Source organism: Pedobacter rhizosphaerae (genome assembly GCF_900111155.1).
Lineage (GTDB): Bacteria > Bacteroidota > Bacteroidia > Sphingobacteriales > Sphingobacteriaceae > Pedobacter > Pedobacter rhizosphaerae.
This window is the reverse complement of record NZ_FOGG01000002.1, coordinates 102,899-125,665: the sequence shown is the minus strand read 5'-3', so window position 1 is coordinate 125,665 and position 22,767 is coordinate 102,899. Positions and strand designations below refer to the sequence as shown.

Genomic DNA, 22,767 nt, shown 5'->3' with positions numbered 1-22,767 from the left:
AATTAAAGCTGAAGTAAATTTGTTATAGTTTCGTTAAAAACGTGTAATAATGGTTTTTTATTTTAATTTTGCAGCAGGTTTAGCCGTACGTACATTATGCCAGCAAATTCTTCTTTAGATACATCCATTTTAGAGCAACTTAGTGCTTATGGGCACAAAAAACTAGTTTTCTGTAATGATGCTGACACAGGTTTAAAAGCAATCATCGCCATTCATGATACCACTTTAGGGCCTGCTTTGGGTGGAACCCGCATGTGGAGTTATGCCACTGAAGGTGAAGCTTTGGAAGATGCCCTTCGTTTATCACGGGGAATGACTTATAAATCTGCCATCACCGGATTAAATCTTGGCGGTGGAAAAGGGGTAATCATTGGAGATTCTCGAAAAGATAAGACTGAAACCCTTATGCGTAGCTACGGCAGGTTTATAAAAAACCTAAACGGAGAGTTTATCACCGCCGAGGAAATGGGAACCAACACACGTGATATGGAATATATCCGTATGGAAACCAGTTATGTTACGGGGGTGCCCGAATCTATAGGGGGTGCCGGAAATCCTGCCCCGTTTACTGCTCAAGGTGTTTATTTGGGTATCAAGGCCAGTGTTAAAGAGGTTTTTGGTACGGATATGCTTGCGGGAAGAACAGTTGTAGTTCAGGGAATTGGAAACGTTGGCGAGCACTTAGTGGCCTTACTGAGAAAGGAAAATGCTGAAGTGCTAATTAGCGATATCAACCAGGAACAATTAACATATGTAGCCCGTAAATATAAAGCAAAGCCAATAGAAGCAGATAAAATTTTTGGTATAGATGCCGATGTCTATGCACCATGTGCCATGGGAGCAACCGTAAATAGTAAAACTATTGAGCGTATGAAGTTTGCAATTATTGCAGGCTCTGCCAATAATCAGCTTAAAGATGAGGTTTTAGATAGTGAACTATTACTTCAGAAGGGTATTTTATTTGCACCAGATTACTTAATCAATGCTGGTGGATTGATATCTTGCTATTCCGAACTTACTGGTTTTGGTAAAAAACGCACTGTTCAGCTTACCGAAAATATCTACGACGCTACCCGTAACGTAATCAAATTAAGTAAATCAGAAAAAATATCAACCAATATCGCTGCAAATCGCATCGCCGAAAAGCGTATTGCTGATGTTAAAAAAATTAAATCATCATATTAATCAATAATTATCAATCGGTTTAAAAAACCACATCGTTCTTACATTCATGTTAAATAGAAGGCACTTAAGAATTAAAGCTTTGCAAAATATTTTTGCTTGGCACATGGCAGACAAGAAAGACATTAAAGGAGATCTTAAAACTTTAATGCAAAGCATCGATAGCGTTTATGAAATGTATATCTGGATGCTTTCTCTTATGGTGGAAGTAACCGAGTTTACAGCTAATGACGCTGCTGAACGGGCCAACAAATACATCAAAACAGCCGAAGACATTAACCCGAACATGAAGTTACTGCACAATAAATTCAGTGTACTGCTTCAGCAAAATCCAGAGTATATTTCTGCAATTAAGAAGTATAAAGTAGATTGGGGCTTTGATCCGGAAATCCGTAAAACAGTTTTCAACTCTTTAAAAGCCTCAAAAGAGTATGCAGAATATCTTGCAGATCCAAATGAAACCTTAGAATCATCTAAAGATATCATCAAATACATTTTCAGGAAGATTATTCTTAAAAATCAGGCTATTATCCAGGTTTTTGAAGAGAAGTTTATTAACTGGCAGGTAGATCATGAAGTAATGAAGGGGATGGTGGCCAAAACACTAAAAAACTTTGTTTACGACGATCCATTCAAAAATAAATTAACAGAAATCAGTGCCGATTGGGTAGAGGATAGCAAATTCGTTCAGGATTTATTCGTTCATACTTTGCAAAACAATGCAAAATATCAGGATATGATTGCTGATAGAACAAAAAACTGGGAATCTGAGCGTATTGCCCTAATGGATACTATTTTGATGAAAATGGCCATCTGTGAGCTTTTAAACTTTCCTTCAATTCCAGTTAAAGTTACTATCAATGAGTATCTAGAGTTATCAAAAGATTACAGTACTCCGAAAAGTAATTCATTTATTAACGGTATTTTGGACAAAATTTTAGGCGATCTTAAAAAATCAAATACCATTAAAAAGATTGGCCGCGGATTAATTGAAGAGTAATTGGTAATAGGATTACCGTCCTAACCACTAATATGTTACCCAATGAAAAAGATATTCATACTTGCTTTAACTGTTTGTTCTTTTGCTGCTTGTCGTAATGCAAATACTTCATCGGCCAGTACCACAAACGATACTTCTAAAAATGCAGCTGTACCTGCAGCAGATGCCCCTGTAATTGTTTTCGAAAGAGATATCTTCGATTTCGGTAAAATCGTACAAGGAGAAAGTGTTCAGCATGAGTTTAAACTAAAGAATACAGGTAGAAGTCCACTCATTATAAGTAATGCTACGGCTACTTGTGGTTGTACTGTGCCTCAGGTTCCAGGCGAGCCTATTTTACCTGGTAAAGAGGGGGTAATTAAGGTGATATTTAATAGCGAGGGTAAGATGGGGATGCAGGATAAAGTAATAACAGTAACATCGAATGCCAGTGAAAAAGTAACAACCGTACACTTGGTAGGCGAAGTATTAGAAAAGAAATAATAACTAACACAAATAAATAAGAAATGACATTAACAGTAATTTTGCAAGCAGCAGGTGGATTCGATTACAAGCAATTGTTCGTAATGGCAGCTATCGGATTAGTATTTTACTTTTTCATGGTAAGACCACAACTAAAAAAAGCAAAAGACCATAAAAAATTGGTAGAAGAGTTGAAAAAAGGTGATAAAGTAATTACAACTGCTGGTATTCACGGTCGTATTATTGATATGAACGATACTACTTTCTTAATTGAAGTAGAAGGCGGTACTAAAATCCGTTTCGAAAAATCTGCCATCTCACTTGATGCAACTAAGGCTAGTGCTCCAAAAGCATAGTCTTCATTCAATAAGAAACAAACAAAGGCCAGTCAATTTGATTGGCTTTTGTTGTTAATACGCCAGATTAATATTGATGTTGTATTTTACCCGAACAGGTATACCATGCTGTTTACCGGGATTCCATTTAGGCGAGCGATCTAGAACCCGAATGGCTTCCTCTCTTGTACCGTAACCCAAATCGTTTTTAAAGGAGTAATCAGTAAGCTTACCATCTTTCTCTACCACAAAGGAGATATAAAGCCTGCCACGAACACCATTTTTTTGAGCTTCAGATGGAAAACGATAATTTCTCCCTAAATATTTATAAAAGTCTCCAATGCCACCAGGATAGTTTGGATATTCTTCTGCAACAGTATATTCAATAGTTTTACCTTCTTTAGTGTGTGCAGTTCCAGCAATTAGCCTCCCATCCTGATAGTTTTCTTCAAAGGCGTTTCCATTAACCAATCCTTTCCACACCCCATCCTTGTAGCCATTTTTGTAATTTCCCTGTTCAGTAAGTTCCTTGCCTGAGCAAATATAACTTCCATTTCCATCCTTAATGTTTTGATTTCCTAAAGAATCGTATTCATTGATCAGGCGACTAAAAACATGATCGCTTACTCCGGTAACCTTAACGTTCTCGTTATAGTCTAACTCCCTTTTTACTTTACCATTGTCGTAATAATAAATGGCTTTACCACTTAACTTACCATTTTTATAGTTCAGTTCTTCAGTTAAAATCCCCTTTTTGTTAAAGCGTTTTACCAGGCCCTCAAACACTAAGTTCGGTTCATATTTGGAAACTAATCCGATTGTTTTGTCTGTATTATCACTGTAGAATTCGAAAACAGGAAATAAACTGGAGCCTGAATCCGGTTCCTGAACTACTCTTCTGTAGTCAGCCGTTTCTTTATTTGAAGTGAGCATCCCGTTTTTAAAGTAGTAAATATTTTGTCTTTTTTGGGCAAATGAGTTAATGGAGAAAAGGAGTAAACAGAGCGTTAAAACTTTTTTATACATTTCTATAGTTATTTGATACGCAATATAATTATTTACACAAAAGCATTTATTAATAAATTATAAAGGTATATCTTATTTGAGCGAGTAGTTAAGTTTTGGTACATTTGGCTAAATTGTTGTTTCAGTGAAGATTTAACCATTAGAGAAACATAATATGATTTATGCCATTTATTAAGTTAACCAAAATAGAGCAGAGACGTGTATTGAGCTTAATCGCCTGTTTATTTCTGGCTGTTGCAGCATGGCTCTTCATGGCATTAAATAACAAATATGTTTACACTGCGAAAACAGTACTCATCTACAAGAATTTCCCTCAAAAAAGAGCTTTCCATCCTTTGCAATCGGATACAGTAGATTTGCAGGTGGAAGGTACGGGCTGGCAACTGCTTTTTGCCAGGCTGAGAATAAATCCCCAATCTATTGCTGTTAGCCTTAATTCCTTAAACTCAAAAGATTTTGTGGTTTTTTCTGATCAGTTATACAATGTAAATAAGCAACTGGAAAGCTCGCAAAAGGTGATATCGGTTAAGCCTGATACCTTGTACTTTGATTTTACCAAGAGAACAGTTAAAAAGGTTCCTATAAAATTGGTAAAAGAGATCAGCTTTGTTAAGCAGTATAACATTTCAAACGAGGTAAAACTCAATCCAAAATACGTAACTGTTACTGGTCCAATTGAAGAGTTGGATAAAATTAGTTTCTGGGGAACGGACACTTTAAAGCTGGAAAATGTTCAAAGTAGCAGTACGGCCAGAATTGCCATGCAGCACAGTACCCATAAAAATGTGAGTATCTTTCCGTCTTCGGTAGAGGTAAAGCTTCCTGTTGATGAATTTACAGAAAAGACGGTTGAGGTTCCTTTAAAAATTATTAACAACCGAAACTATAACAGCATTAAGCTTTATCCTAAAAAGATTAAAGTAACCTTTTTGGTCGCTTTGAGCAATTTTAATCAGGTGGATGATAGTTTTATCCAGGCCACTGTAAATGCCGAAGAATGGTTAGATTTGCATCATAGTCAGTTTAAAGTGAAAATCACGGCCTTTCCTGATTATTGTAAATTAATAAGTATTAGTCCGTCAAAAGTAGATTTTGTAATAGTAAAATAATGTTGAAAGTAGGCATAACAGGTGGGATAGGAAGTGGTAAAACTACTGTTTGTAAGATATTTGAAGTGTTAGGCATTCCTGTTTTCTATGCCGATCCCGAAGCTAAAAACATCATGATTAAAGATGAAGTGCTTATTGCGGGAATAAAGGAAACTTTCGGAGAAGAAAGCTATTTCAGTGATGGAACTCTTAATAATAAACACCTTGCGGGTATTGTTTTTAATAATGAAGCGGAACTAAAAAAGTTAAATGCTTTGGTACATCCGGCAGTTTTTAGAGGCTTTGATAACTGGGAGAAACAGATTCCTTCCAACACATCATACACCCTTAAAGAAGCCGCACTACTTTTTGAAAGTGGATCTTATAAAATGTGCGATATCAATATCCTGGTAACGGCACCACCCGAAGTTAAAATAGCCAGAGTGATACAGCGTGATGGTATTTCTGAAGAGCAGGTAAAAGCCCGGATGGATAAGCAATTACCTGATGAGGAAAAAATGCGACTTGCAGATTACTTGATCATTAATGATGAGAAAAATTCCTTAATTGAGCAAGTACTAGGCCTCCACAAACAATTTTTAGAAAAGGCTGTAAGATATTAATTCCAGCCTATCGTAATAAATCATAAATGATTAAAGAAGATTTTATTGTCATTACTCCAACGGGATTGTATTGTAGATATGGAGATTTTTATCTCGACCCGCAACAACCCGTAAAAGAAGCTGTGGTTTCTCATGCTCATGGCGACCATGCCATTGGCGGAAGCCAAAACGTTTATTGTACGGCACCAACCGAAAGCTTTATGAAGCATCGGTACCGTAAGTTTGCAGCAGTAGATTTCCATATTAAAGCATACCATGAGCAGTTTAAAATAGGAGAGGTTTTCATCAGTTTCTATTCTGCCGGACATATACTGGGCTCTGCACAGGTTTTTATGGAATACGAAGGCGTAAAATACCTTTATACGGGAGATTATAAAATAGAACCTGATGCTAGCTGTGAGCCGTTTGAATTTGTAAAGGCAGATGTGTTGATAACAGAAAGTACATTTGCCAATCCGGAAACTATTCATCCTTCATCCATAGAAGAGATTGAAAAACTAAATGGCACAAAAAGCAATATTATGTTAGGTGCTTATGCTTTAGGTAAAAGTCAGCGGTTAATTCAGCTAATGCATCAATATTGCCCCGGAAAGAACGTAATGGTGCATCACAGTATTATGCCCTTTGTTAAAATCTATGAAGATTATGGCGTGAAATTGGGTAATTATAAGATGTATGATCGGAAAGTGATGAAAAACAATCCGGAATCTCAGGTTTATATCGTACCACCAATGGTTTTTCATAGTTACCACAAAGCCATCAATGTAGTGCGGGTGTTTGCCTCCGGATGGAAAAAATTACAACAACAAAATGGAATTTCCCTGTACATTTCAGACCATGCCGATTGGAATGCCATTCTGGAAACGATCGAAAAGGTGAAGCCACAACAAGTTTGGACACTTCATGGCGACGGAAAACAATTAAAGGAATACTTTGATGGTAAATTGGCCGTGAAGATTTTGAATTAGGATAAAGAGCCGCAAGTATCGAGAGCCAAGTAGCAAGAGGGGTTTAGGCCCCCTATTCAATAATCCAATCATTCACTAATTCTCTAATTCACTCATTCAGTCATTGAAAATTAACCCATGAAAGAAGGCGAAGATTTTTATTTTAACGAGCAGGGGCTGATGGTTTTTACTGAGGCCTATCATTTGAAAAGAGGTTACTGTTGCAAAAATAAGTGCAAGCATTGCCCTTGGGGGTTTGGGAAGAAAAAAGACAAAAAATAGGCAATGACGAAGTTATTTTTCTATAATCAAAGAAACATTCCGATAAATTTCAGCCACAGGAACATCAAAACCCAATGAAACAAGTTTAAGCTGATCGTTCATCGTTTTATATTCTTTCAGCTCCCAGTTCTGATTTTCGTTAATGTGAAAAGCCTCTATTGAAACAGTTTGTGAATCGATCAATAGGTATGCTTTTAGTGAAGGGATATCCCTATAGAGTTTAAACTTGTTACCTCTATGGTATGCTTTTGTAGAAGGTGACAGTATTTCAATGACAACACTGGGCAAAATAAGGCTTTCTTTATCGATATTACTGGTAGAGTTTCCGTTACAGTAAATAGAAATATCCGGATAGGTGAAGAGTGTGTTCTCTGGAATGTGCATCCGCATATCACTACCATAAGGCGTGCATTTGCTTCCTTTTAGTTTGATTCCTAACTCTATGAATAAGTTGCTAAATATTTTATTGTGAGCAAGACCCGCTCCAGACATGGCAAAGATTTCCCCATCAAAATATTCGTGTTTTTCGGTGCTTGTACGTTCTTGCTCTAAATATTCCTCAGCGCTAAAATAATGTTTGTTGTACCCTGCAGTAGGTTCATTTACAATATCTTCCGTGCATCTAATATACAAAGATATTGGGTGCTTTGAAACAATATTAGTGATTATGCCCCAAAAAGAAACCAATTAAAGCAACACTAATCCCCAACAAAACAGCAATCATTTTACGGGTATTAATTTTATGATCAGCGCTCGATTCGAAGAGTATGGTAGTAGAAATGTGAAGGAAAATACCAATTACAATACCCATAATTTTATTGAAATAAGCTTCAACGCCGCCAATAGAGCCATTGCTTAAACCCAGGCTCACATAATAGCCAAATGGTGCCATTAAGGCGAAAATAACCAGGTATAAAATAATGCTCCCCTTTTTAAAATGATTTTGCATTAAAATGCTGGCGAGGGCAAATGCTGCTGGTATATGATGGAGGGAAATTCCGAAAATAAGCTCGTTATGTTGGTCTTTAGCCAAAGGCATTCCTTCTAAAAAGGCATGTAAACACAAACTAATCATGATTCCGAAGGGAAAAACATGTCCATCGTGATGTTTATGGATGTGTCCGTGCTCAACGCCTTCAGAAAATTGTTCCAGAAATACCTGAAGCAAAAAACCAATAAGGATAAAAATGCCTATTTCTTTACTATCCGGGCCGCTGTAAGCATCAGGAATAAGGTGCAAAACCGTTATAGCAAAGAGATAAGCCCCACTGAAGGATAAAATTAATTTTAGCAGTTTAGATTTATCACTCTTCACCAGGAAGATAGTTGAGCCTCCTAAAAAAGCACAGAAAAAAAGAACACAAAATTTCCAGGCTTCCATTAAAAATCAGGTTGTAAGGTTTTAAATAATTTAGCACAAAGCAGGCCGATTGTAGTACCTAATAATGCGCCTACGGTAACATCTATGGGATAATGAACACCAACATAAACTTGGGCAAAGCTAATAATAGTGGCCCAGAACAAGCCTATGGGTAAAATTGGTTTCCATCTGCTGTAAAATACACAGATTAAAAATACGGCGATAGCAAAGTGATTTGTTGCATGGGCAGATGGAAAACTTAAGCCACTCCCGCATGGCACTCGGTGGATAATATAATTTTGCAAATCAATATCATTACATGGCCTTACCCGGGCAATAAAAGGTTTAATTAGCCTCGAAGCAATTAAATCACCCATGGCAAAGGTGAAAAGAATCATGCCGATGATATAATATCCTTGCTTTTTGTATTGTTTAATACAGAAAATAATGATAAAAAGATATAAGGGCGACCAAAAAAAACGGTTTCTCATTAATGGCATCAGCCAGTCGAAAAAACCATTGGAAAGTCCGAGGTGGATTTTAAGAAATAGCTCTGTATCAAATTGCAATACCTGCTCTATCATGCCTTTTTGCAGATTAAAATTAATCGATCTGAATTGTTTTGGTCAAAATCTTCCAAAGAATAGCTGCCAAACGATTGATGGATCACCATTCCTGCCTTGGTAATCATCTGTTGAAAATCTTCCAAACTGAAAGCCTGAACTCGTTCTTCAAAGTTGTAAACCTTTTGCTTGTCTTCGAAATTGATTTTCTTGATGATTTTTCCATCGACAACATTTTTAGTGATGTTGAAAGTAATTCCATCCAGTGATTTAGTTTCGCAAGAATTCAGGTTTCTGATTATTTTTTCGGTATTGAAGTAATCAATAACCAGAATACCCTTAGCAGTTAAGCACTTTCTAAAGGTTTTTAAAGCATTAACATGATCTTTCTCTGTTTCAAAATAGCCAAAACTGGTAAATAAGTTTAAGGCAACATCGAAATAATTAATGTAAAAAAGCCTGCGCATGTCGTGCACAAGGAAATGTAGCTTATCATTTTCAAATTGTTTAGCATACTTAATGCTTTGCTCAGACAAATCTATTCCGGTAACATCAAAGCCCTTCTTGTTGAGGTAAATAGAATGTCTTCCCTTGCCACAGGCAATATCCAGCATTTTAGCATCAGAAGAAGGTTTAAGATATGCAGTTAAGTTATCAATAAAAAATTCGGCTTCAGCATCGTTTCTTTGTTGATAGAGGATGTGATAATATGGCGAATTAAACCAATATTGAAACCATTTGCGCTGCATATTTAGCTGTTTTATTTAAGTTGCAAATATAGGGTTTTCAAGCTTCATCAAAAGTCTATATTGAGTTTTATGCAATATTGTTGCAAGAATATGGAGAAAGAAAGCGCTTGTGTGTAGGATATGTTCAGGTTTTTTTTCATTAGCAATGTTCTGATCAGGATGTTAAGGGAAGGGAGTGTTTACATTATTTTGAAAAAAAGCTCAAAATCAAACATACGTTTGATTTATTACACAAGATATGTTCTGTATATTTTGTCGTATAAATAGAATGTAAATTAAAGTACTAAACCTTGAACACGTGCCCGCTGTCTTGTTTTTTTTGTTATTTTTGAACACCATATAAAATACACACAGTGAGTTTAATAAAATCAATTTCAGGAATTAGAGGAACCATTGGTGGAAGAGCTGGAGACGGCCTGACACCCATTGATATCGTAAAATTTACAGCCGCTTTCGGAAGCTGGGTAGTACAGAAAACAGGTAATAAAAGAATTGTTTTGGGTAGAGATGCGCGTATCTCTGGTGAAATGGTGAACAACCTGGTTATCGGTACATTACAAGGTTTGGGTATTGAAGTGATCGATTTAGGACTATCAACTACCCCAACTGTTGAGGTGGCAGTACCTGATGAACAGGCTGGTGGCGGAATCATTTTAACCGCAAGCCATAATCCAAAGCAATGGAATGCCCTTAAACTATTGAATGGAAAGGGAGAATTTATTAGTGATGAAGATGGTAAAGAAGTTTTAGATCTTGCGGAGTCGGCAGATTTTGATTTTGCTGACGTAGATAAATTGGGTAAGGTGATTAAAAATGATACTTACCTGCAAAAACATATCGATAAAGTGTTAGCATTACCATTGGTAGATGTTGAAGCCATTAAAAAAGCAGATTTTAAAGTAGTTATTGATTGCGTTAACTCTACAGGAGGGATTTTTATTCCAGCTTTGTTGAAAGCACTGGGTGTAACCAAGGTAGTAGAATTATTTTGTGAGCCTAATGGGCATTTCCCGCATAACCCGGAGCCTCTTCCAGAAAATTTAACAGAAATCTCTAAAGAAGTACAGAAACAAAATGCTGATTTAGGGATTGTGGTAGATCCTGATGTAGACAGACTTTGCTTTGTAAACGAAGACGGCAGCATGTTTGGTGAAGAGTATACTTTGGTAGCGGTTGCAGATTATGTTTTGAAAAACACACCTGGAAATACCGTTTCTAACTTGTCATCAACACGTGCATTGAGGGATGTTACCGAAAAAGCAGGAACAACCTATAATGCTTCAGCAGTAGGTGAGGTGAACGTGGTAAACCTGATGAAAGCTACCAATGCCATTATCGGTGGAGAGGGAAATGGAGGAATTATCTATCCGGAATCTCACTATGGTAGAGATGCACTGGTTGGTATTGCCTTGTTTCTAACGCACTTGGCTAAGTTCGGCAAATCAATATCCGTATTGAGAAGCAGCTATCCGGCATACCATATTTCTAAAAACAAAATTACCCTTACTCCAGAAATGGATATTGATAATTTATTGAAACAAGTTGAAGAAAAATATAAAAACCAACCATACAGTACTATTGATGGTTTAAAGATAGAATTTGATAAAACTTGGGTACATTTGCGTCGTTCTAACACGGAACCAATTATTCGTATTTACAGCGAAGCAGAAAACGAAACTATTGCCGAAAGTTTGGCCAATAAAATTATCTCTGATATTAAGGAAATACTTCACTTATAATCAGAATTTAAAATATAACGGAACTGAATCAGCAATGGTTCATTTTCAAACTCAAGTATCTTCTTGAGCATAATGCACTAACTACAATTATTCTTAAAAATGAAAAGGGTTTATTTAGATAATGCCGCAACAACGCCATTGGATCCTAACGTAATAGCAGAAATGACTAACGTGATGGAGAACTACTTTGGTAATCCTTCGGCTATTCATGCACTGGGCCGTGAGGTTAGAACTTTGGTGGAGAAAGCCCGTAAAACGGTTGCCAATTTACTAAGTGCGTCCCCTTCAGAGATATTTTTTACCTCAGGTGGTACAGAAGCTGATAATACAGCCATCCGTTGCGGTATTGCTGCTTATGGAATAAAACACGCCATTACTTCAAAAATAGAGCACCATGCGGTTGAGCATACATTAAACATGATGCTTAAAAATGGTGAAATTGACAAGCTTAGTTTCGTCAATATTGATGAAAAAGGGAATGTAGATTATGCACATTTGGAAGAGCTTCTTCAGCATAATGAGCGTTCATTTGTTTCCATCATGCACGCCAATAACGAATTGGGTACCTTAAGTGATATGAAGCGCATAGGAGACATCTGTGAACAGTATAATGCGATCTATCATGCAGATACGGTGCAAACCATGGGGCATTATCCGCATAATGTTAGAGAACTAAAAGCCCATTTCATTGTTTGTGCAGCGCATAAGTTGCACGGACCTAAAGGAGTAGGGTTTTTATATGTAAATAGCAATATAAAGATCCCGCCAATGATTTACGGTGGTGCTCAGGAGCGGAATATGCGTGGGGGTACTGAAAATGTGTATGGTATTGTAGGCTTGGCTAAGGCTTTAGAAATTGCCTACGCGGAGATGGAGCAGCATCAAAACTATATTCAAGAACTTAAAGATTATTTAAAGGTGCAATTGATTGCAGAAATTCCTGGAATTGCTTTTAATGGGGAAACAGCTGCTGATAAGAGCCTTTATACGGTGTTGAACGTCTCTTTCCCGGAGATGGATATGGCCGATATGCTCTTGTTTAATCTGGATATCAATGGAATCTGCGCTTCTGGTGGTAGCGCTTGCTCATCAGGTTCAAATATTGGTTCTCATGTATTAACCGGCATCAAAGCAGATCCCAATCGCCCTTCTGTTCGCTTCTCGTTTAGTAAATATACTACGAAAGAAGAATTGGATTATGTGATTGAAAAAGTCAAAATGGTAGTAAAGCAAAATGCGCTGGCGTAAGAAGTTGAAACCGAACAAGAAAGCCTTAGCTGAAAAGTTAAGGCTTTTTTTATTCAAAATATTCTCGAAAATCTGAAAAATATATTATATTTATATAACAATTATTTGATTTATAGTTATTTATCTGTAATTCCTCAACGAAACCTTATCTATTTCCGCTAAGCATAAGGTTAAGCAACACATCTAAATATTTTAACCCAAAACCTTGATGCTGAAATCATGGGTCATATTCATATCGTTATGGAAACAAATAGAAACCTCAACGCCGGCACCGGAAGTGCTCCGTTGAAAAACACGACACCAATTCAGAACAAAAAACATCCTCATACCTTCATCTTGAGTACTTCCTCAATAGCTACCTCCGATCATTTCAATAAGATTCATAAAAGGAGGTTTCATTCTTTCGGATGTATCCATGAAATAGGCAATATACCTGGTGCCGGCTTTTAAAAGCTAGCAACATCGATTTAAGGGCTCTTTTTCCAAGAGAATGGATATTTTATGCACTGACCAGATTTTGTTTTTTTCTAAACAAAAAGCTAAATCGCTATGTTCCATTAGTACATCAATTTACAAAGACTATGGAAACAAATAAGGAAAAAGGCAAGGTAATTGAGAATGAATTACTGGATAAAAAAGCCGAAGATGCCAGAGAGCATGATGGTTTAGAGGAAAATAAATCATCGAAAATAACGACCAATCTCTTCAATAAAGACGATAAGCGTAAAAATAACCCATTAGGTCCCGGCCACGAACCAGGTTCACTTCCAATTGTCCATATAAAAAGGATATTATATTTCCGGCAAAATCATTAAATTTAAACCACGGCATTTGCTGTGGTTTTTTAAATTAATCCCTAAAAATGGAAAGAAGATCCTTTATTAAAAATTCGGCTTTGGCGATGGCCATGCTATCTATATACAAATCAGATGTATTTGCACAGCAGGAAATGCTCAGGGCATATAATTTTAAGCCGCTTAGAAATAATGTAGGTATTTTTACAGAGCAGGGTGGCACCATTGCCTGGCTAAATTCTTCCAATGGATTTGTAGTAGTAGATGCCCAATTTCCCAATACAGCACCTCATGTAATTGAAGAGTTGAAAAAATTAGGCGAGAAACCATTTAAGTATTTGTTAAATACGCATCACCATGGAGATCACACTGGAGGCAATATCGCCTTTAAAGGCCTCGCTCAAAAAGTAGTGGCCCATCAAAATTCGTTAGTGAATCAAAAACGTGGGGCTGAAAAGGCCACTAACCTGGATAAACAACTGTTACCCGATACCACTTTTGGTACAGGTTGGAAAGCCAAAATAGGTGATGAGAGGATCAGTGCTTATTACTATGGATCTGGGCATACTAACGGGGATGCTGTTTATCACTTCGAAAATGCCAATATCGCCCACCTTGGCGATTTAGTATTCAACAGGAAATTTCCTTACATCGATAGAGAAAATGGAGCTCATATAGGTAACTGGATTTCTGCCCTTGATAAAATAATTAATCAGTTTGATAATGATACCCAATTTGTATGGGGACATAGTTTTGATCCTGAAAAGGTAACAGGGAATAAAGCAGATGTTAAAGCTTATCAGAATTACCTGCAAAACCTGCTTAGTTTTGTTGGAGGAGAAATTAAGGCAGGGAAAAGTAAAGAAGATATATTAAAGTCAACAAGCATTCCAAATGCTTCAGAATGGCAGGGTGAAGGCATTCAAAGAAGTTTGGGAGCTGCATACGATGAATTAAAAGGGGTATAAGAGCCCTTCATTTTTAAGCCTCGCTTTATCTAAGGCGAGGTTTTTTTGTTTTAGGCCATTGGGTGACCAGCCGCCAAATATTTTTCCAATTTATAAACGTTCTATATTTAAAATAGTTCTAAATTACTCGCCCAAAGCCCTTATAACTACATCCTTATCTATTATATTTGTGACAATAGCTAATCCCCTCAGATATGGATGATTTTATTGCAGCTCGTTCCCAGATGGCCTTATCATTAGGCTTTCACATTATTTTTTCTTGCATCGGTATGGTGATGCCATTTTTTATGGCGGTATCACATTACAAATGGTTAAAAACTAATAAAGAGATTTACAAAGACTTAACGAAAGCCTGGAGTAAGGGAGTAGCCATTTTTTTTGCTACGGGTGCAGTTTCCGGAACTATGCTTTCATTTGAACTGGGGCTACTTTGGCCAAAATTTATGGAACATGCAGGGCCAATTTTCGGTATGCCATTTTCATTAGAAGGAACAGCTTTTTTTATCGAAGCAATTGCTTTAGGTTTCTTCCTGTATGGTTGGAACAAACTCAATAAGTGGTTCCATTGGTTTACCGGAATGGTTGTGGGCGTAAGTGGGTTGGCATCTGGTATTTTGGTGGTTGCAGCAAATGCCTGGATGAACAGCCCTGCCGGCTTTGACTTTGTAAATGGACAGTACTTAAATATAGATCCTATTCAAGCCATGTTTAATAAGGCTTGGTTTACACAGGCCTTGCATATGTGTTTAGCAGCCTTTACTGCAACAGGCTTTGCGGTAGCCGGTGTTCATGCTTTAATGATTTTAAGGAATAGAAATAAAGAATTTCACCTCAAGGCATTTAAAATTGCAGCTACATTCGCTTGTATTGGGGCTTTGCTACAGCCTTTAAGTGGCGATATTTCAGCAAAAGATGTTGCCAAAAGACAACCTGCCAAACTCGCTGCTATGGAGGCGCTGTATCAAACAGAACAACCCGCACCTTTACTTATTGGCGGTATTGTAAATGAAAAGGATAAAACGGTTAAGGGGGCGATAAAAGTGCCTGGTGCGCTAAGTTTCCTGGCGCATGGCGATTTCAAAGCGGAAGTAAAGGGCTTAGATCAGATTCCGGAAGCCGACCAGCCTCCTGTAGCCATCACGCATTATGCTTTTCAGATTATGGTAGGGATTGGAACATTGCTGATGCTGATTTCCATTGTCTATTTTATATTGGTGTTTAGAAAAAAGCCTTTGCAGGATAAACCCTGGCTGTTAAGGCTTTTTGTTTGGGCTATCCCTTTGGGGTATGTTGCATTGGAGGCCGGTTGGGTGGTAACAGAAGTAGGTAGACAACCCTGGATTATTTATGGTATTATGCGCACAAAAGATGCAGTTACTCCCATGCCGGGCGTGGTTTATTCATTTTATATTTTTTCTGCTATTTATGTTTCACTCAGCATAATCGTGGTATTCCTACTGTATCGACAAATTAAAATGGTGCCTGTACTTTATAATCAATCTGAAACCTCTAGATCTTAGCCATGCAATACGTTGTTATTACTTATTTATGTTTAGGTATTTTGCTTTACTTTTTGCTTGGTGGAGCTGATTTTGGTGCCGGAATTATTGAAATGTTCACTTCATCAAAAAATAGAAGTAAAACCCGTAAAACGATGTATCAGGCCATTGGTCCGGTATGGGAAGCCAATCATATGTGGCTGATCATTGCGATAGTAATACTTTTTGTAGGCTTCCCGCACATCTATACCACCATGTCAGTTTATCTGCATATTCCACTTCTTATTATGCTTATTGGTATTATTGCTCGCGGAACAGCTTTTGTATTTCGTCATTATGATGCAATAAAAGATGATATGCAGTGGTTATACAACCGGATATTCAGGTATTCCAGCTTTATAACACCACTGTTTTTGGGGATCATTGCAGGTAGCGTAATATCCGGGCACATCGATACTCAGGCTACTGATTTTTTATCAGCCTATGTTTACAGCTGGTTAAACTGGTTTTCTATTGCTGTTGGACTGTTTACAGTTGCATTGTGTGGTTTCCTGGCCGCAATCTATCTGATTGGAGAAACAAATGATGCACACGATAAAAGAAGGTTCATTAAAAAGGCGGAATTCATGAATGTTGCGGCCGTTGTTTTTGGGGCCATGGTTTTCATTGCTGCACAGCGTGATGGTATTCCGTTAATCGATTGGGTTTTCAAAAATACCATAGGTCTTTCGGCCATCATTTTAGCAAGCTTATCGTTGATTTTGCTCTGGTATTTACTCATTAAAGGTAAAACCAAGGTTTTAAGGCTTTTGGCAGGCTTTCAGGTTACGATGATTTTGCTGGCAATCAGTTATGCTCACTTCCCTAATTTTATCCGTTTAAAGAGCGGTAATGCCATTTCCCTTGTGGAAGCCATAGGCCCAGAGAAGACCATTTACAGCTTAGGCTTAGCCTTATTACTGGGTAGTATCTTGATATTACCTTTCTTAGGCTACTTGTTTTATAAGTTTCAGAAAAAAGAAGAGTAAGTGGTGGATAGTTTGGAGTTATGTGTTGGGAGTTTGGGGTCGCCTGGTGCCTAACCATGAATCATGATGATAAGTTTGGAGTTTTTAGTTGGGAGTTTGGAGTCGCGAGGCACCTCACCAAAGATTGTGTACTCCTGCTGAGGTGTCTTAGCTTTCTGCGGTAGTGATAAATTGATCTATAAACTCCGATTGGAAATAACAAATGATTAAACTTCCTCTTTCTTTATCCACTTGCCTACAGCAGGGGCCTGATAGCTTTCCATTTTTTGTAGTAAATCGTCAATATGGCTACCCGATAGTACCATACTTTCATTAACTTCTTTTAAGAAGCCTTTGGTAACCATCGTCCTAAGTAAGGCGAAAAGTTCGTTGTAAAAGCCATTGATGTTTAAAAAGGCGATTGGTTTTTGATGCAAACCCAACTGAGCCCAGGTGAGCATTTCGAAAACCTCCTCAAGTGTTCCGAAACCGCCTGGTAGCGCAATAACACCATCACAAAGGTCGTTCATTTTGGTTTTACGCTCATGCATACTCTCTACCCATATGAGCTCAGTTAAATTTTCGTGAGCGATCTCTTTACTTCCCAAAAAATGGGGCAGTACACCAATTACTTCACCTCCGTTATCCATTGCTCCATCAGCAACACGACCCATTAAACCTACTTTAGCACCGCCATATACTAATCCAATTTTTTTATTGGTTAAAGTTTTACCTAATAAATAGGCTTGCTCTTCAAATATTTGGTCGGTTCCAAAGCTCGATCCACAGAAAACAGTTATTCTTTTCATATATCCCAAAAGTTATTGGCTGCAAATATAAGCTTTGAGATTTTTTAACAGCCCCAAATCATTTAGAAACTACTTTTCTGTATCTTATCATGAAAGGGGAGGTATTCTGGTAGTGCTGCAGAGCCATACCAGTTGTAAAGTTCGGCATCAAGCACTCTACTTTTTACAGCTGGATCTGTTTCTAAAAGCTGTTTTGCCTCATCGATAGATTTGGTGTTGAGGATAAAGATTCCACGGTAGCTTTTATCATTTTTTCCCATCGGACCAGCGACAATGAGTTTGTTCATTTCTACCAGCTTTCCCATATTGGCCATGTGGCCGGCAAAAAGACTATCTGTTTTGGCTTTTGTTTCTGTGGTATTGCTTCCTGTTTTTAAAATCACCAGGACATACATTTTCATCCCGTAATTATCTGCTCCCAATTTCTTTGCCAAAGCCTCATCAAAGGCAACTTTAGGCTTTTTATCCTGCGCTTTGACATGGAGTAATGAACAAAGTATGCAGGTCATTAAAAAGAGTTTTTTCATGTTTTAGTAGTTTGGTTAGATTAAAAATACTCAATTTTTGGGGAATATTAAATAGGTAGATTTTCAGTTTTCAGTTCTCAGTTACCAGTTCTCAGTTACCAGTTCTCAGTTACCAGTTTTCAGTTCAACAGTTAAACAATTAAACAGTTGAAAAGCTCACCAAATCAACAACTAACCACCTCACCAACTTTCAGTTAGCAGCTTTCAGTAAAACGGTTAAGCAATTAAGCAGTTGGACAGTTCACCAATTTTCAGTTTTCAGTTTAGCAATTCAACAATTCAACAATTAACCAGTTGGACAGCTGACCAAATCAACAACTAACCACCTCACCAACTTTCAGTTTTCAGTTTAGCAATTAAACAATTGCATCACTGGCCTGCGTACAATAAACCTGATTGACGCGAGCACGGAGAGTAACGGAGTAAAGCAAAAAGCAGGGCTGCCATACCAAAGTATTACAAGCCCTGCTTTTCAGTTAACAGTTAGCAGTTTTCAGTTAAACAATTTAACAATTAAACACTTCAACAATTAAACAATAACCTTACTAGTTATTCATCATTTTAATAAAGGCACCAAGTTTCGATTTCATGGCTCTTCTATCAACGATAAAATCAAGGAAGCCATGCTCCAAAACGAATTCTGAAGTTTGGAAACCTTTAGGTAAATCTTTTTTAATGGTTTCTTTAATCACGCGCGGTCCGGCAAAGCCAATTAATGCGCCTGGCTCGGCGATGTTGATGTCGCCCAGCATTGCATAAGATGCAGTAACCCCACCTGTTGTTGGATCGGTTAATAATGAGATATACGGGATTTTAGCCTGGCTCAATAAGGCCAGTTTTGCCGAAGTTTTTGCCATTTGCATTAAAGAAAACGCAGCTTCCATCATACGTGCTCCACCAGATTTGGAAATCATTAAGAATGGAATTTTGTGTTTGATGCTGTAATCGATTGAACGGGCAATTTTTTCGCCCACTACCGAACCCATAGAACCACCGATAAAGGAGAAGTCCATACAGGCGATAACCAGATCTTGTCCTTCAATTTTTCCTGTAGCAGCACGAATAGCGTCTTTCAAGCCTGTTTTAGCCTGGCTTTCTACAATCCTGTCTGTATAAGGTTTGTTGTCGTTAAAGCTCAACGGATCGCCAGAAGTTAAATTGGCAAAAAGCTCTTTAAATTCGTTATTGTCAAATAAAACCTCAAAATATTCTTTAGAACCTACCCTTAGGTGATAGTCGCAGTAATGACAAACATATTTGTTCTCTTGCAGTTCTGCCTGATGTAGGGGTTTTTTGCAGTTTGGACATTTATTCCACAGACCATCAGGTGCTTCTTTTTTCTCTTCGGTTGTGGTAATGATACCTTTTTTTTCTCTCTTAAACCAAGCCATATAATTTTTTAAAGAATTGGATTGCAAAGAAACGAAAAATTATTTTAACTCAAGTATTTCTATTTAGTGTAAATGTTACACTATGGATAATGTAGTTTTTACACTAAATAGGCCTTGTTTTGCTTGTAGGCAAATAATTCTATGCTCAGAAAAGCTTGAAATGTTATTTTTTTTTATAACTTCGGACTTAATAAAATTAACAAGAGATGAGTTTAAAAGGCTACAAAGGCGTAATTTATGGAGATGCCGTTCAAGAATTATTTGAACAGGCAAAAAAACATCAGTTTGCATTACCTGCAGTAAACGTAACCGGAACCAATACGGTTAACGCAGTAATGGAAACTGCAAAGGCAGTAAATTCGCCTGTTATGATTCAATTATCTAATGGTGGTGCGCAGTTTTATGCGGGTAAATCTTTAGATAATGAGAAATTACAAGCATGTATTTTAGGTGCTGTATCGGCAGCTAAACATGTACATTTATTGGCAGAGCATTATGGCGTTGCTGTGGTTTTACATACAGACCACGCTGCTAAAAAGTTATTGCCTTGGATTGATGGCCTTTTAGACCACGGTGAAAAATTCTTCGCTGAAACTGGAAAACCATTATTTTCTTCACATATGCTAGATTTATCTGAAGAATCTATCGAAGAGAACATGGAAATTTCTGCTAAATATTTAGCACGTATGGCTAAAATGAACATGACTATCGAAATCGAACTTGGTGTTACCGGTGGAGAAGAAGATGGCGTAGACAACAGTGATGTTGATAGTTCAAAACTATATACTCAACCTAGTGAAGTAGCTTATGCTTACGAAGAATTAAGTAAAGTTTCTCCTCGTTTTACAGTTGCTGCTGCTTTTGGTAATGTTCACGGTGTTTATAAGCCAGGTAATGTTAAATTGCAACCGGTGATCTTAAAAAATTCTCAGGATTTCATTAAAGAGAAGTTTAGCTTAACTGCTGAGAAGCCAATTAACTTTGTATTCCACGGTGGTTCTGGTTCTTCACAGGAAGAAATCAGAGAAGCAATTTCTTATGGTGCAATCAAAATGAACATTGATACTGATATGCAATGGGCTTTTTGGGATGGTATTTTAGAATACTACAAAAAGAACGAGGCTTATTTACAAGGTCAGATTGGTAACCCTGAAGGGGATGATAAGCCAAATAAAAAATACTATGATCCACGTGTTTGGTTACGCAAGGCTGAAGAGGCTTTCGTTAAGCGTTTAACAGTGGCTTTCGAAGATTTAAACTGTATTAATGTAAATGATAAACTGTAAGGTTTTTATTTAACATTACAATGATAAGAAAACGCCATGGGTAGCAAACCTATGGCGTTTTTGTTTGTTTTATGGCTATATTTAAGCAAAACAATAGGTGATGAGAAAATCTAAAAAGACTAGTGAAAATAACTTTTTTGAGCGGTTTGCCAATGCAGCAACAAAGTTTACAGGAAGTTCAGTTGCCTTTATAGCTGCTACGGCTATTGTAATTGCTTGGGCAGTTACCGGGCCCATATTTAACTATTCGGAAACCTGGCAGTTGGTTATTAATACCGGTACTACCATTATTACCTTTTTGATGGTCTTCCTGATCCAGAAAGCACAAAATAAGGATGGTAAGGCCATTCAGTTAAAATTAAATGAACTCATTGCCGCACAACAAGGAGCCAGCAACAGAATGGTAGATATTGAAGATCTGAGTGAGAAGGAATTGGATCAACTGCATAAATTTTACGTTACGATTGCCTCACTTGCCAAAAAAGAGGCCGATATTCATTGCTCACACTCTATAGATGTGGCTAAACAGTTAAATGAAATAAAATTACAAAAGAATAAACATTTTAAAACCGATAAATAATGAGCTTACTTGTTCAAAAAGTTAATCATACCGAAGACTTAGATAAGGTTTTTGCTATCCGTAAAATCGTATTTGTGGAAGAACAGAATTGCCCGCCAGAGCTGGAGTGGGAGCATGAGAATGAATCTGTTCATTTTTTAGCGAGCAACAACGGACAGCCATGTGGTGCGTGTAGATGGCGTAAAACTGATGCGGGATATAAATTAGAACGCTTTGCTGTGTTAAAAGAGTTTAGAGGACAAGGTGTTGGACGGGCATTAATTGCCGAAGCTTTATCTGATTTGCCAGAAGATGCACATTATATTTATCTTAATTCGCAACTGGATGCAATGAGTTTATACGCCAAATTTGGTTTTGTAGCGGAAGGAGATCAGTTTGAAGAGGCGGGTATTGAGCATTTTAAGATGGTTAAAAAAGTATAATTTTGCAGGAAAGGGCAATCAGCTAAATATTTGGGTAGATAGCTCCATTGCCTCATTCCATTTCTTCATATTCAAATTTAAGTCAGCTCCCTTAGCATTTAAAAACTGAATTACATCTTCGGTAGCAATATTCCCGGTTAGATCATCGGCTGCCATTGGACAGCCTCCAAAGCCTTTTAAGGCAGAATCAATTCGCATTACACCGGCCTGATAAGCGGCTTCGATCTTTTCTAATCGCTCCTTGGGTGTGGAATGCAAATGAACGCCAATTTCTATCTCGCTAAAATGGGAAATGAGCTGGGGGAGAATAGTTTTGATCTTTTCTGGTGTAGATATCCCAACAGTATCCGCCAGGGAAAGAATTCTTACACCTTTCTCCACTAAGGTATCTGCCCAGCGTTCTACAATCTCATAATTCCACTCATCCCCGTAAGGGTTACCAAAACCCATAGATAAATAAACTACGGCAGTTTTACCACTCTTTTCACATAGTGAAAGCATTTCTTCTACTGTGTTTAGTGATTCTTTAATGCTCGAATTGGTATTTCGCTGTTGAAAGGTTTCTGAGATAGAAAACGGAAAACCCAGGTAGTGGATCTGATCATGTTTAATCGCTTCTTCTACCCCCCTTAAATTGGCTACAATGGCCAATAGCTTAGTGTCTGTATTACTCAAATCTAAATTGTCTAAAACTGCTTCGGTATCGGCCATTTGAGGGATAGCCTTTGGAGATACAAAGCTCCCGAAATCTAAAGTGTCAAATCCAACCTGAAGTAATAGATTGAGATACGCAGATTTGAGTGCTGTTGGCACAAAATCATGCAATCCCTGCATGGCATCACGCGGGCATTCTACTAATTTGAAAGGATTTTTACTCATT

The 22,767-nt window shown here is 37.5% G+C and carries 27 protein-coding genes; 18 read left to right on the top strand and 9 right to left on the bottom strand.

The window, feature by feature from the left end:
* Positions 1-96 precede the first annotated feature (96 nt).
* The 4 genes from BMX11_RS02135 to yajC are packed head-to-tail and all read left to right on the top strand — an operon-like array spanning position 97 to position 3,000.
* A complete protein-coding gene (locus tag BMX11_RS02135; RefSeq protein WP_090880696.1) occupies positions 97-1,185 on the top strand; it encodes a Glu/Leu/Phe/Val family dehydrogenase in 1,089 nt (362 codons plus the stop codon).
* 46 nt (positions 1,186-1,231) lie between these two features.
* The gene (gene nusB, locus BMX11_RS02130; protein ID WP_090880693.1) at positions 1,232-2,182 is read left to right on the top strand and encodes a transcription antitermination factor NusB; all 951 of its coding nucleotides are present in this window, start codon (positions 1,232-1,234) and stop codon (positions 2,180-2,182) included.
* A 42-nt stretch (positions 2,183-2,224) separates the two neighbouring features.
* On the top strand, positions 2,225-2,665 hold the full coding sequence (locus BMX11_RS02125; protein WP_090880690.1) for a DUF1573 domain-containing protein: 441 nt from the start codon (positions 2,225-2,227) through the stop codon (positions 2,663-2,665).
* A gap of 23 nt (positions 2,666-2,688) precedes the next feature.
* Positions 2,689-3,000 (top strand): preprotein translocase subunit YajC, encoded by a 312-nt coding sequence (yajC, locus tag BMX11_RS02120; RefSeq protein WP_090880688.1) that lies wholly within the window; start codon positions 2,689-2,691, stop codon positions 2,998-3,000.
* 54 nt (positions 3,001-3,054) lie between these two features.
* Here yajC and BMX11_RS02115 read toward each other — a convergent pair whose 3' ends face one another.
* Complete coding sequence (locus BMX11_RS02115) at positions 3,055-4,005, bottom strand: energy transducer TonB (RefSeq protein WP_090880685.1); 951 nt, start codon at positions 4,003-4,005, stop codon at positions 3,055-3,057.
* A gap of 161 nt (positions 4,006-4,166) precedes the next feature.
* Between BMX11_RS02115 and BMX11_RS02110 the strand changes: the two genes are divergently transcribed.
* From BMX11_RS02110 to BMX11_RS24205, 4 genes are all read left to right on the top strand, one after another.
* Entirely contained in the window at positions 4,167-5,114 is a 948-nt protein-coding gene (locus tag BMX11_RS02110; RefSeq protein WP_090880682.1) for a CdaR family protein, read from the top strand.
* Entirely contained in the window at positions 5,114-5,716 is a 603-nt protein-coding gene (coaE, locus tag BMX11_RS02105) for a dephospho-CoA kinase (RefSeq protein WP_175474449.1), read from the top strand. The genes BMX11_RS02110 and coaE overlap by 1 nt, the downstream gene beginning before the upstream one ends.
* A gap of 26 nt (positions 5,717-5,742) precedes the next feature.
* Positions 5,743-6,684, top strand: a complete 942-nt coding sequence (locus BMX11_RS02100) for an exonuclease (protein WP_090880676.1) — start codon at positions 5,743-5,745, stop codon at positions 6,682-6,684.
* A gap of 117 nt (positions 6,685-6,801) precedes the next feature.
* Complete coding sequence (locus BMX11_RS24205; protein WP_175474448.1) at positions 6,802-6,945, top strand: C1orf53 family protein; 144 nt, start codon at positions 6,802-6,804, stop codon at positions 6,943-6,945.
* A gap of 12 nt (positions 6,946-6,957) precedes the next feature.
* Here the strand turns inward: BMX11_RS24205 and BMX11_RS02095 are convergent, their stop codons facing one another.
* Genes BMX11_RS02095 through BMX11_RS02080 form a run of 4 tightly spaced genes read right to left on the bottom strand, consistent with a single transcriptional unit; the run spans position 6,958 to position 9,617 of the window.
* The gene (locus BMX11_RS02095) at positions 6,958-7,578 is read right to left on the bottom strand and encodes a Uma2 family endonuclease (protein ID WP_175474447.1); all 621 of its coding nucleotides are present in this window, start codon (positions 7,576-7,578) and stop codon (positions 6,958-6,960) included.
* A 25-nt stretch (positions 7,579-7,603) separates the two neighbouring features.
* Positions 7,604-8,326, bottom strand: coding sequence for a ZIP family metal transporter (locus tag BMX11_RS02090; RefSeq protein WP_090880669.1), 723 nt, complete (start codon positions 8,324-8,326; stop codon positions 7,604-7,606).
* Complete coding sequence (locus BMX11_RS02085; RefSeq protein WP_090880666.1) at positions 8,326-8,889, bottom strand: phosphatase PAP2 family protein; 564 nt, start codon at positions 8,887-8,889, stop codon at positions 8,326-8,328. Before BMX11_RS02085 ends, BMX11_RS02090 begins: the two co-directional genes overlap by 1 nt.
* Positions 8,886-9,617: a class I SAM-dependent methyltransferase gene (locus BMX11_RS02080; RefSeq protein ID WP_090880663.1), complete on the bottom strand. Its 732-nt coding sequence runs from the start codon at positions 9,615-9,617 to the stop codon at positions 8,886-8,888. The genes BMX11_RS02085 and BMX11_RS02080 overlap by 4 nt, the downstream gene beginning before the upstream one ends.
* 353 nt (positions 9,618-9,970) lie before the next feature.
* On the opposite strand from BMX11_RS02080, the gene glmM reads away from it, so the two are divergent.
* The 7 genes from glmM to BMX11_RS02050 all read left to right on the top strand — a co-directional run bounded on the left by glmM (position 9,971) and on the right by BMX11_RS02050 (position 16,893).
* Positions 9,971-11,356: a phosphoglucosamine mutase gene (glmM, locus tag BMX11_RS02075; protein WP_090880660.1), complete on the top strand. Its 1,386-nt coding sequence runs from the start codon at positions 9,971-9,973 to the stop codon at positions 11,354-11,356.
* A 99-nt stretch (positions 11,357-11,455) separates the two neighbouring features.
* Positions 11,456-12,604 carry a cysteine desulfurase family protein gene (locus BMX11_RS02070; protein ID WP_090880657.1) on the top strand — a complete coding sequence of 383 codons (1,149 nt, stop codon included), beginning with the start codon at positions 11,456-11,458 and terminating at the stop codon, positions 12,602-12,604.
* 240 nt (positions 12,605-12,844) lie between these two features.
* A complete protein-coding gene (locus BMX11_RS24060; RefSeq protein WP_139180110.1) occupies positions 12,845-13,054 on the top strand; it encodes a hypothetical protein in 210 nt (69 codons plus the stop codon).
* A 131-nt stretch (positions 13,055-13,185) separates the two neighbouring features.
* Positions 13,186-13,419: a hypothetical protein gene (locus BMX11_RS02065; RefSeq protein WP_090880654.1), complete on the top strand. Its 234-nt coding sequence runs from the start codon at positions 13,186-13,188 to the stop codon at positions 13,417-13,419.
* Positions 13,420-13,466: 47 nt separating this feature from the next.
* Positions 13,467-14,366, top strand: coding sequence for an MBL fold metallo-hydrolase (locus BMX11_RS02060; protein WP_090880651.1), 900 nt, complete (start codon positions 13,467-13,469; stop codon positions 14,364-14,366).
* A gap of 194 nt (positions 14,367-14,560) precedes the next feature.
* Complete coding sequence (locus BMX11_RS02055; protein ID WP_090880648.1) at positions 14,561-15,886, top strand: cytochrome ubiquinol oxidase subunit I; 1,326 nt, start codon at positions 14,561-14,563, stop codon at positions 15,884-15,886.
* Between the two features lie 2 nt (positions 15,887-15,888).
* Positions 15,889-16,893, top strand: a complete 1,005-nt coding sequence (locus BMX11_RS02050; RefSeq protein ID WP_090880645.1) for a cytochrome d ubiquinol oxidase subunit II — start codon at positions 15,889-15,891, stop codon at positions 16,891-16,893.
* A 206-nt stretch (positions 16,894-17,099) separates the two neighbouring features.
* On the opposite strand, the gene BMX11_RS02045 is transcribed toward BMX11_RS02050, so the two are convergent.
* From BMX11_RS02045 to accD, 3 genes are all read right to left on the bottom strand, one after another.
* Entirely contained in the window at positions 17,100-17,681 is a 582-nt protein-coding gene (locus BMX11_RS02045; RefSeq protein WP_090880642.1) for an LOG family protein, read from the bottom strand.
* Between the two features lie 62 nt (positions 17,682-17,743).
* Positions 17,744-18,208 carry a YciI family protein gene (locus BMX11_RS02040; RefSeq protein ID WP_090880639.1) on the bottom strand — a complete coding sequence of 155 codons (465 nt, stop codon included), beginning with the start codon at positions 18,206-18,208 and terminating at the stop codon, positions 17,744-17,746.
* A gap of 545 nt (positions 18,209-18,753) precedes the next feature.
* Complete coding sequence (gene accD / locus BMX11_RS02035) at positions 18,754-19,599, bottom strand: acetyl-CoA carboxylase, carboxyltransferase subunit beta (RefSeq protein WP_090880636.1); 846 nt, start codon at positions 19,597-19,599, stop codon at positions 18,754-18,756.
* A gap of 206 nt (positions 19,600-19,805) precedes the next feature.
* Between accD and fbaA the strand changes: the two genes are divergently transcribed.
* The 3 genes from fbaA (at position 19,806) to BMX11_RS02020 (ending at position 21,887) form a co-directional block, all read left to right on the top strand.
* Positions 19,806-20,885 (top strand): class II fructose-bisphosphate aldolase, encoded by a 1,080-nt coding sequence (gene fbaA / locus BMX11_RS02030; protein WP_090880632.1) that lies wholly within the window; start codon positions 19,806-19,808, stop codon positions 20,883-20,885.
* 100 nt (positions 20,886-20,985) lie between these two features.
* Positions 20,986-21,465, top strand: a complete 480-nt coding sequence (locus BMX11_RS02025) for a low affinity iron permease family protein (RefSeq protein WP_090880628.1) — start codon at positions 20,986-20,988, stop codon at positions 21,463-21,465.
* The gene (locus BMX11_RS02020; RefSeq protein ID WP_090880626.1) at positions 21,465-21,887 is read left to right on the top strand and encodes a GNAT family N-acetyltransferase; all 423 of its coding nucleotides are present in this window, start codon (positions 21,465-21,467) and stop codon (positions 21,885-21,887) included. Before BMX11_RS02025 ends, BMX11_RS02020 begins: the two co-directional genes overlap by 1 nt.
* Before the next feature lie 18 nt (positions 21,888-21,905).
* On the opposite strand, the gene BMX11_RS02015 is transcribed toward BMX11_RS02020, so the two are convergent.
* The gene (locus tag BMX11_RS02015; RefSeq protein WP_090880624.1) at positions 21,906-22,766 is read right to left on the bottom strand and encodes a hydroxymethylglutaryl-CoA lyase; all 861 of its coding nucleotides are present in this window, start codon (positions 22,764-22,766) and stop codon (positions 21,906-21,908) included.
* Position 22,767 lies beyond the last annotated feature (1 nt).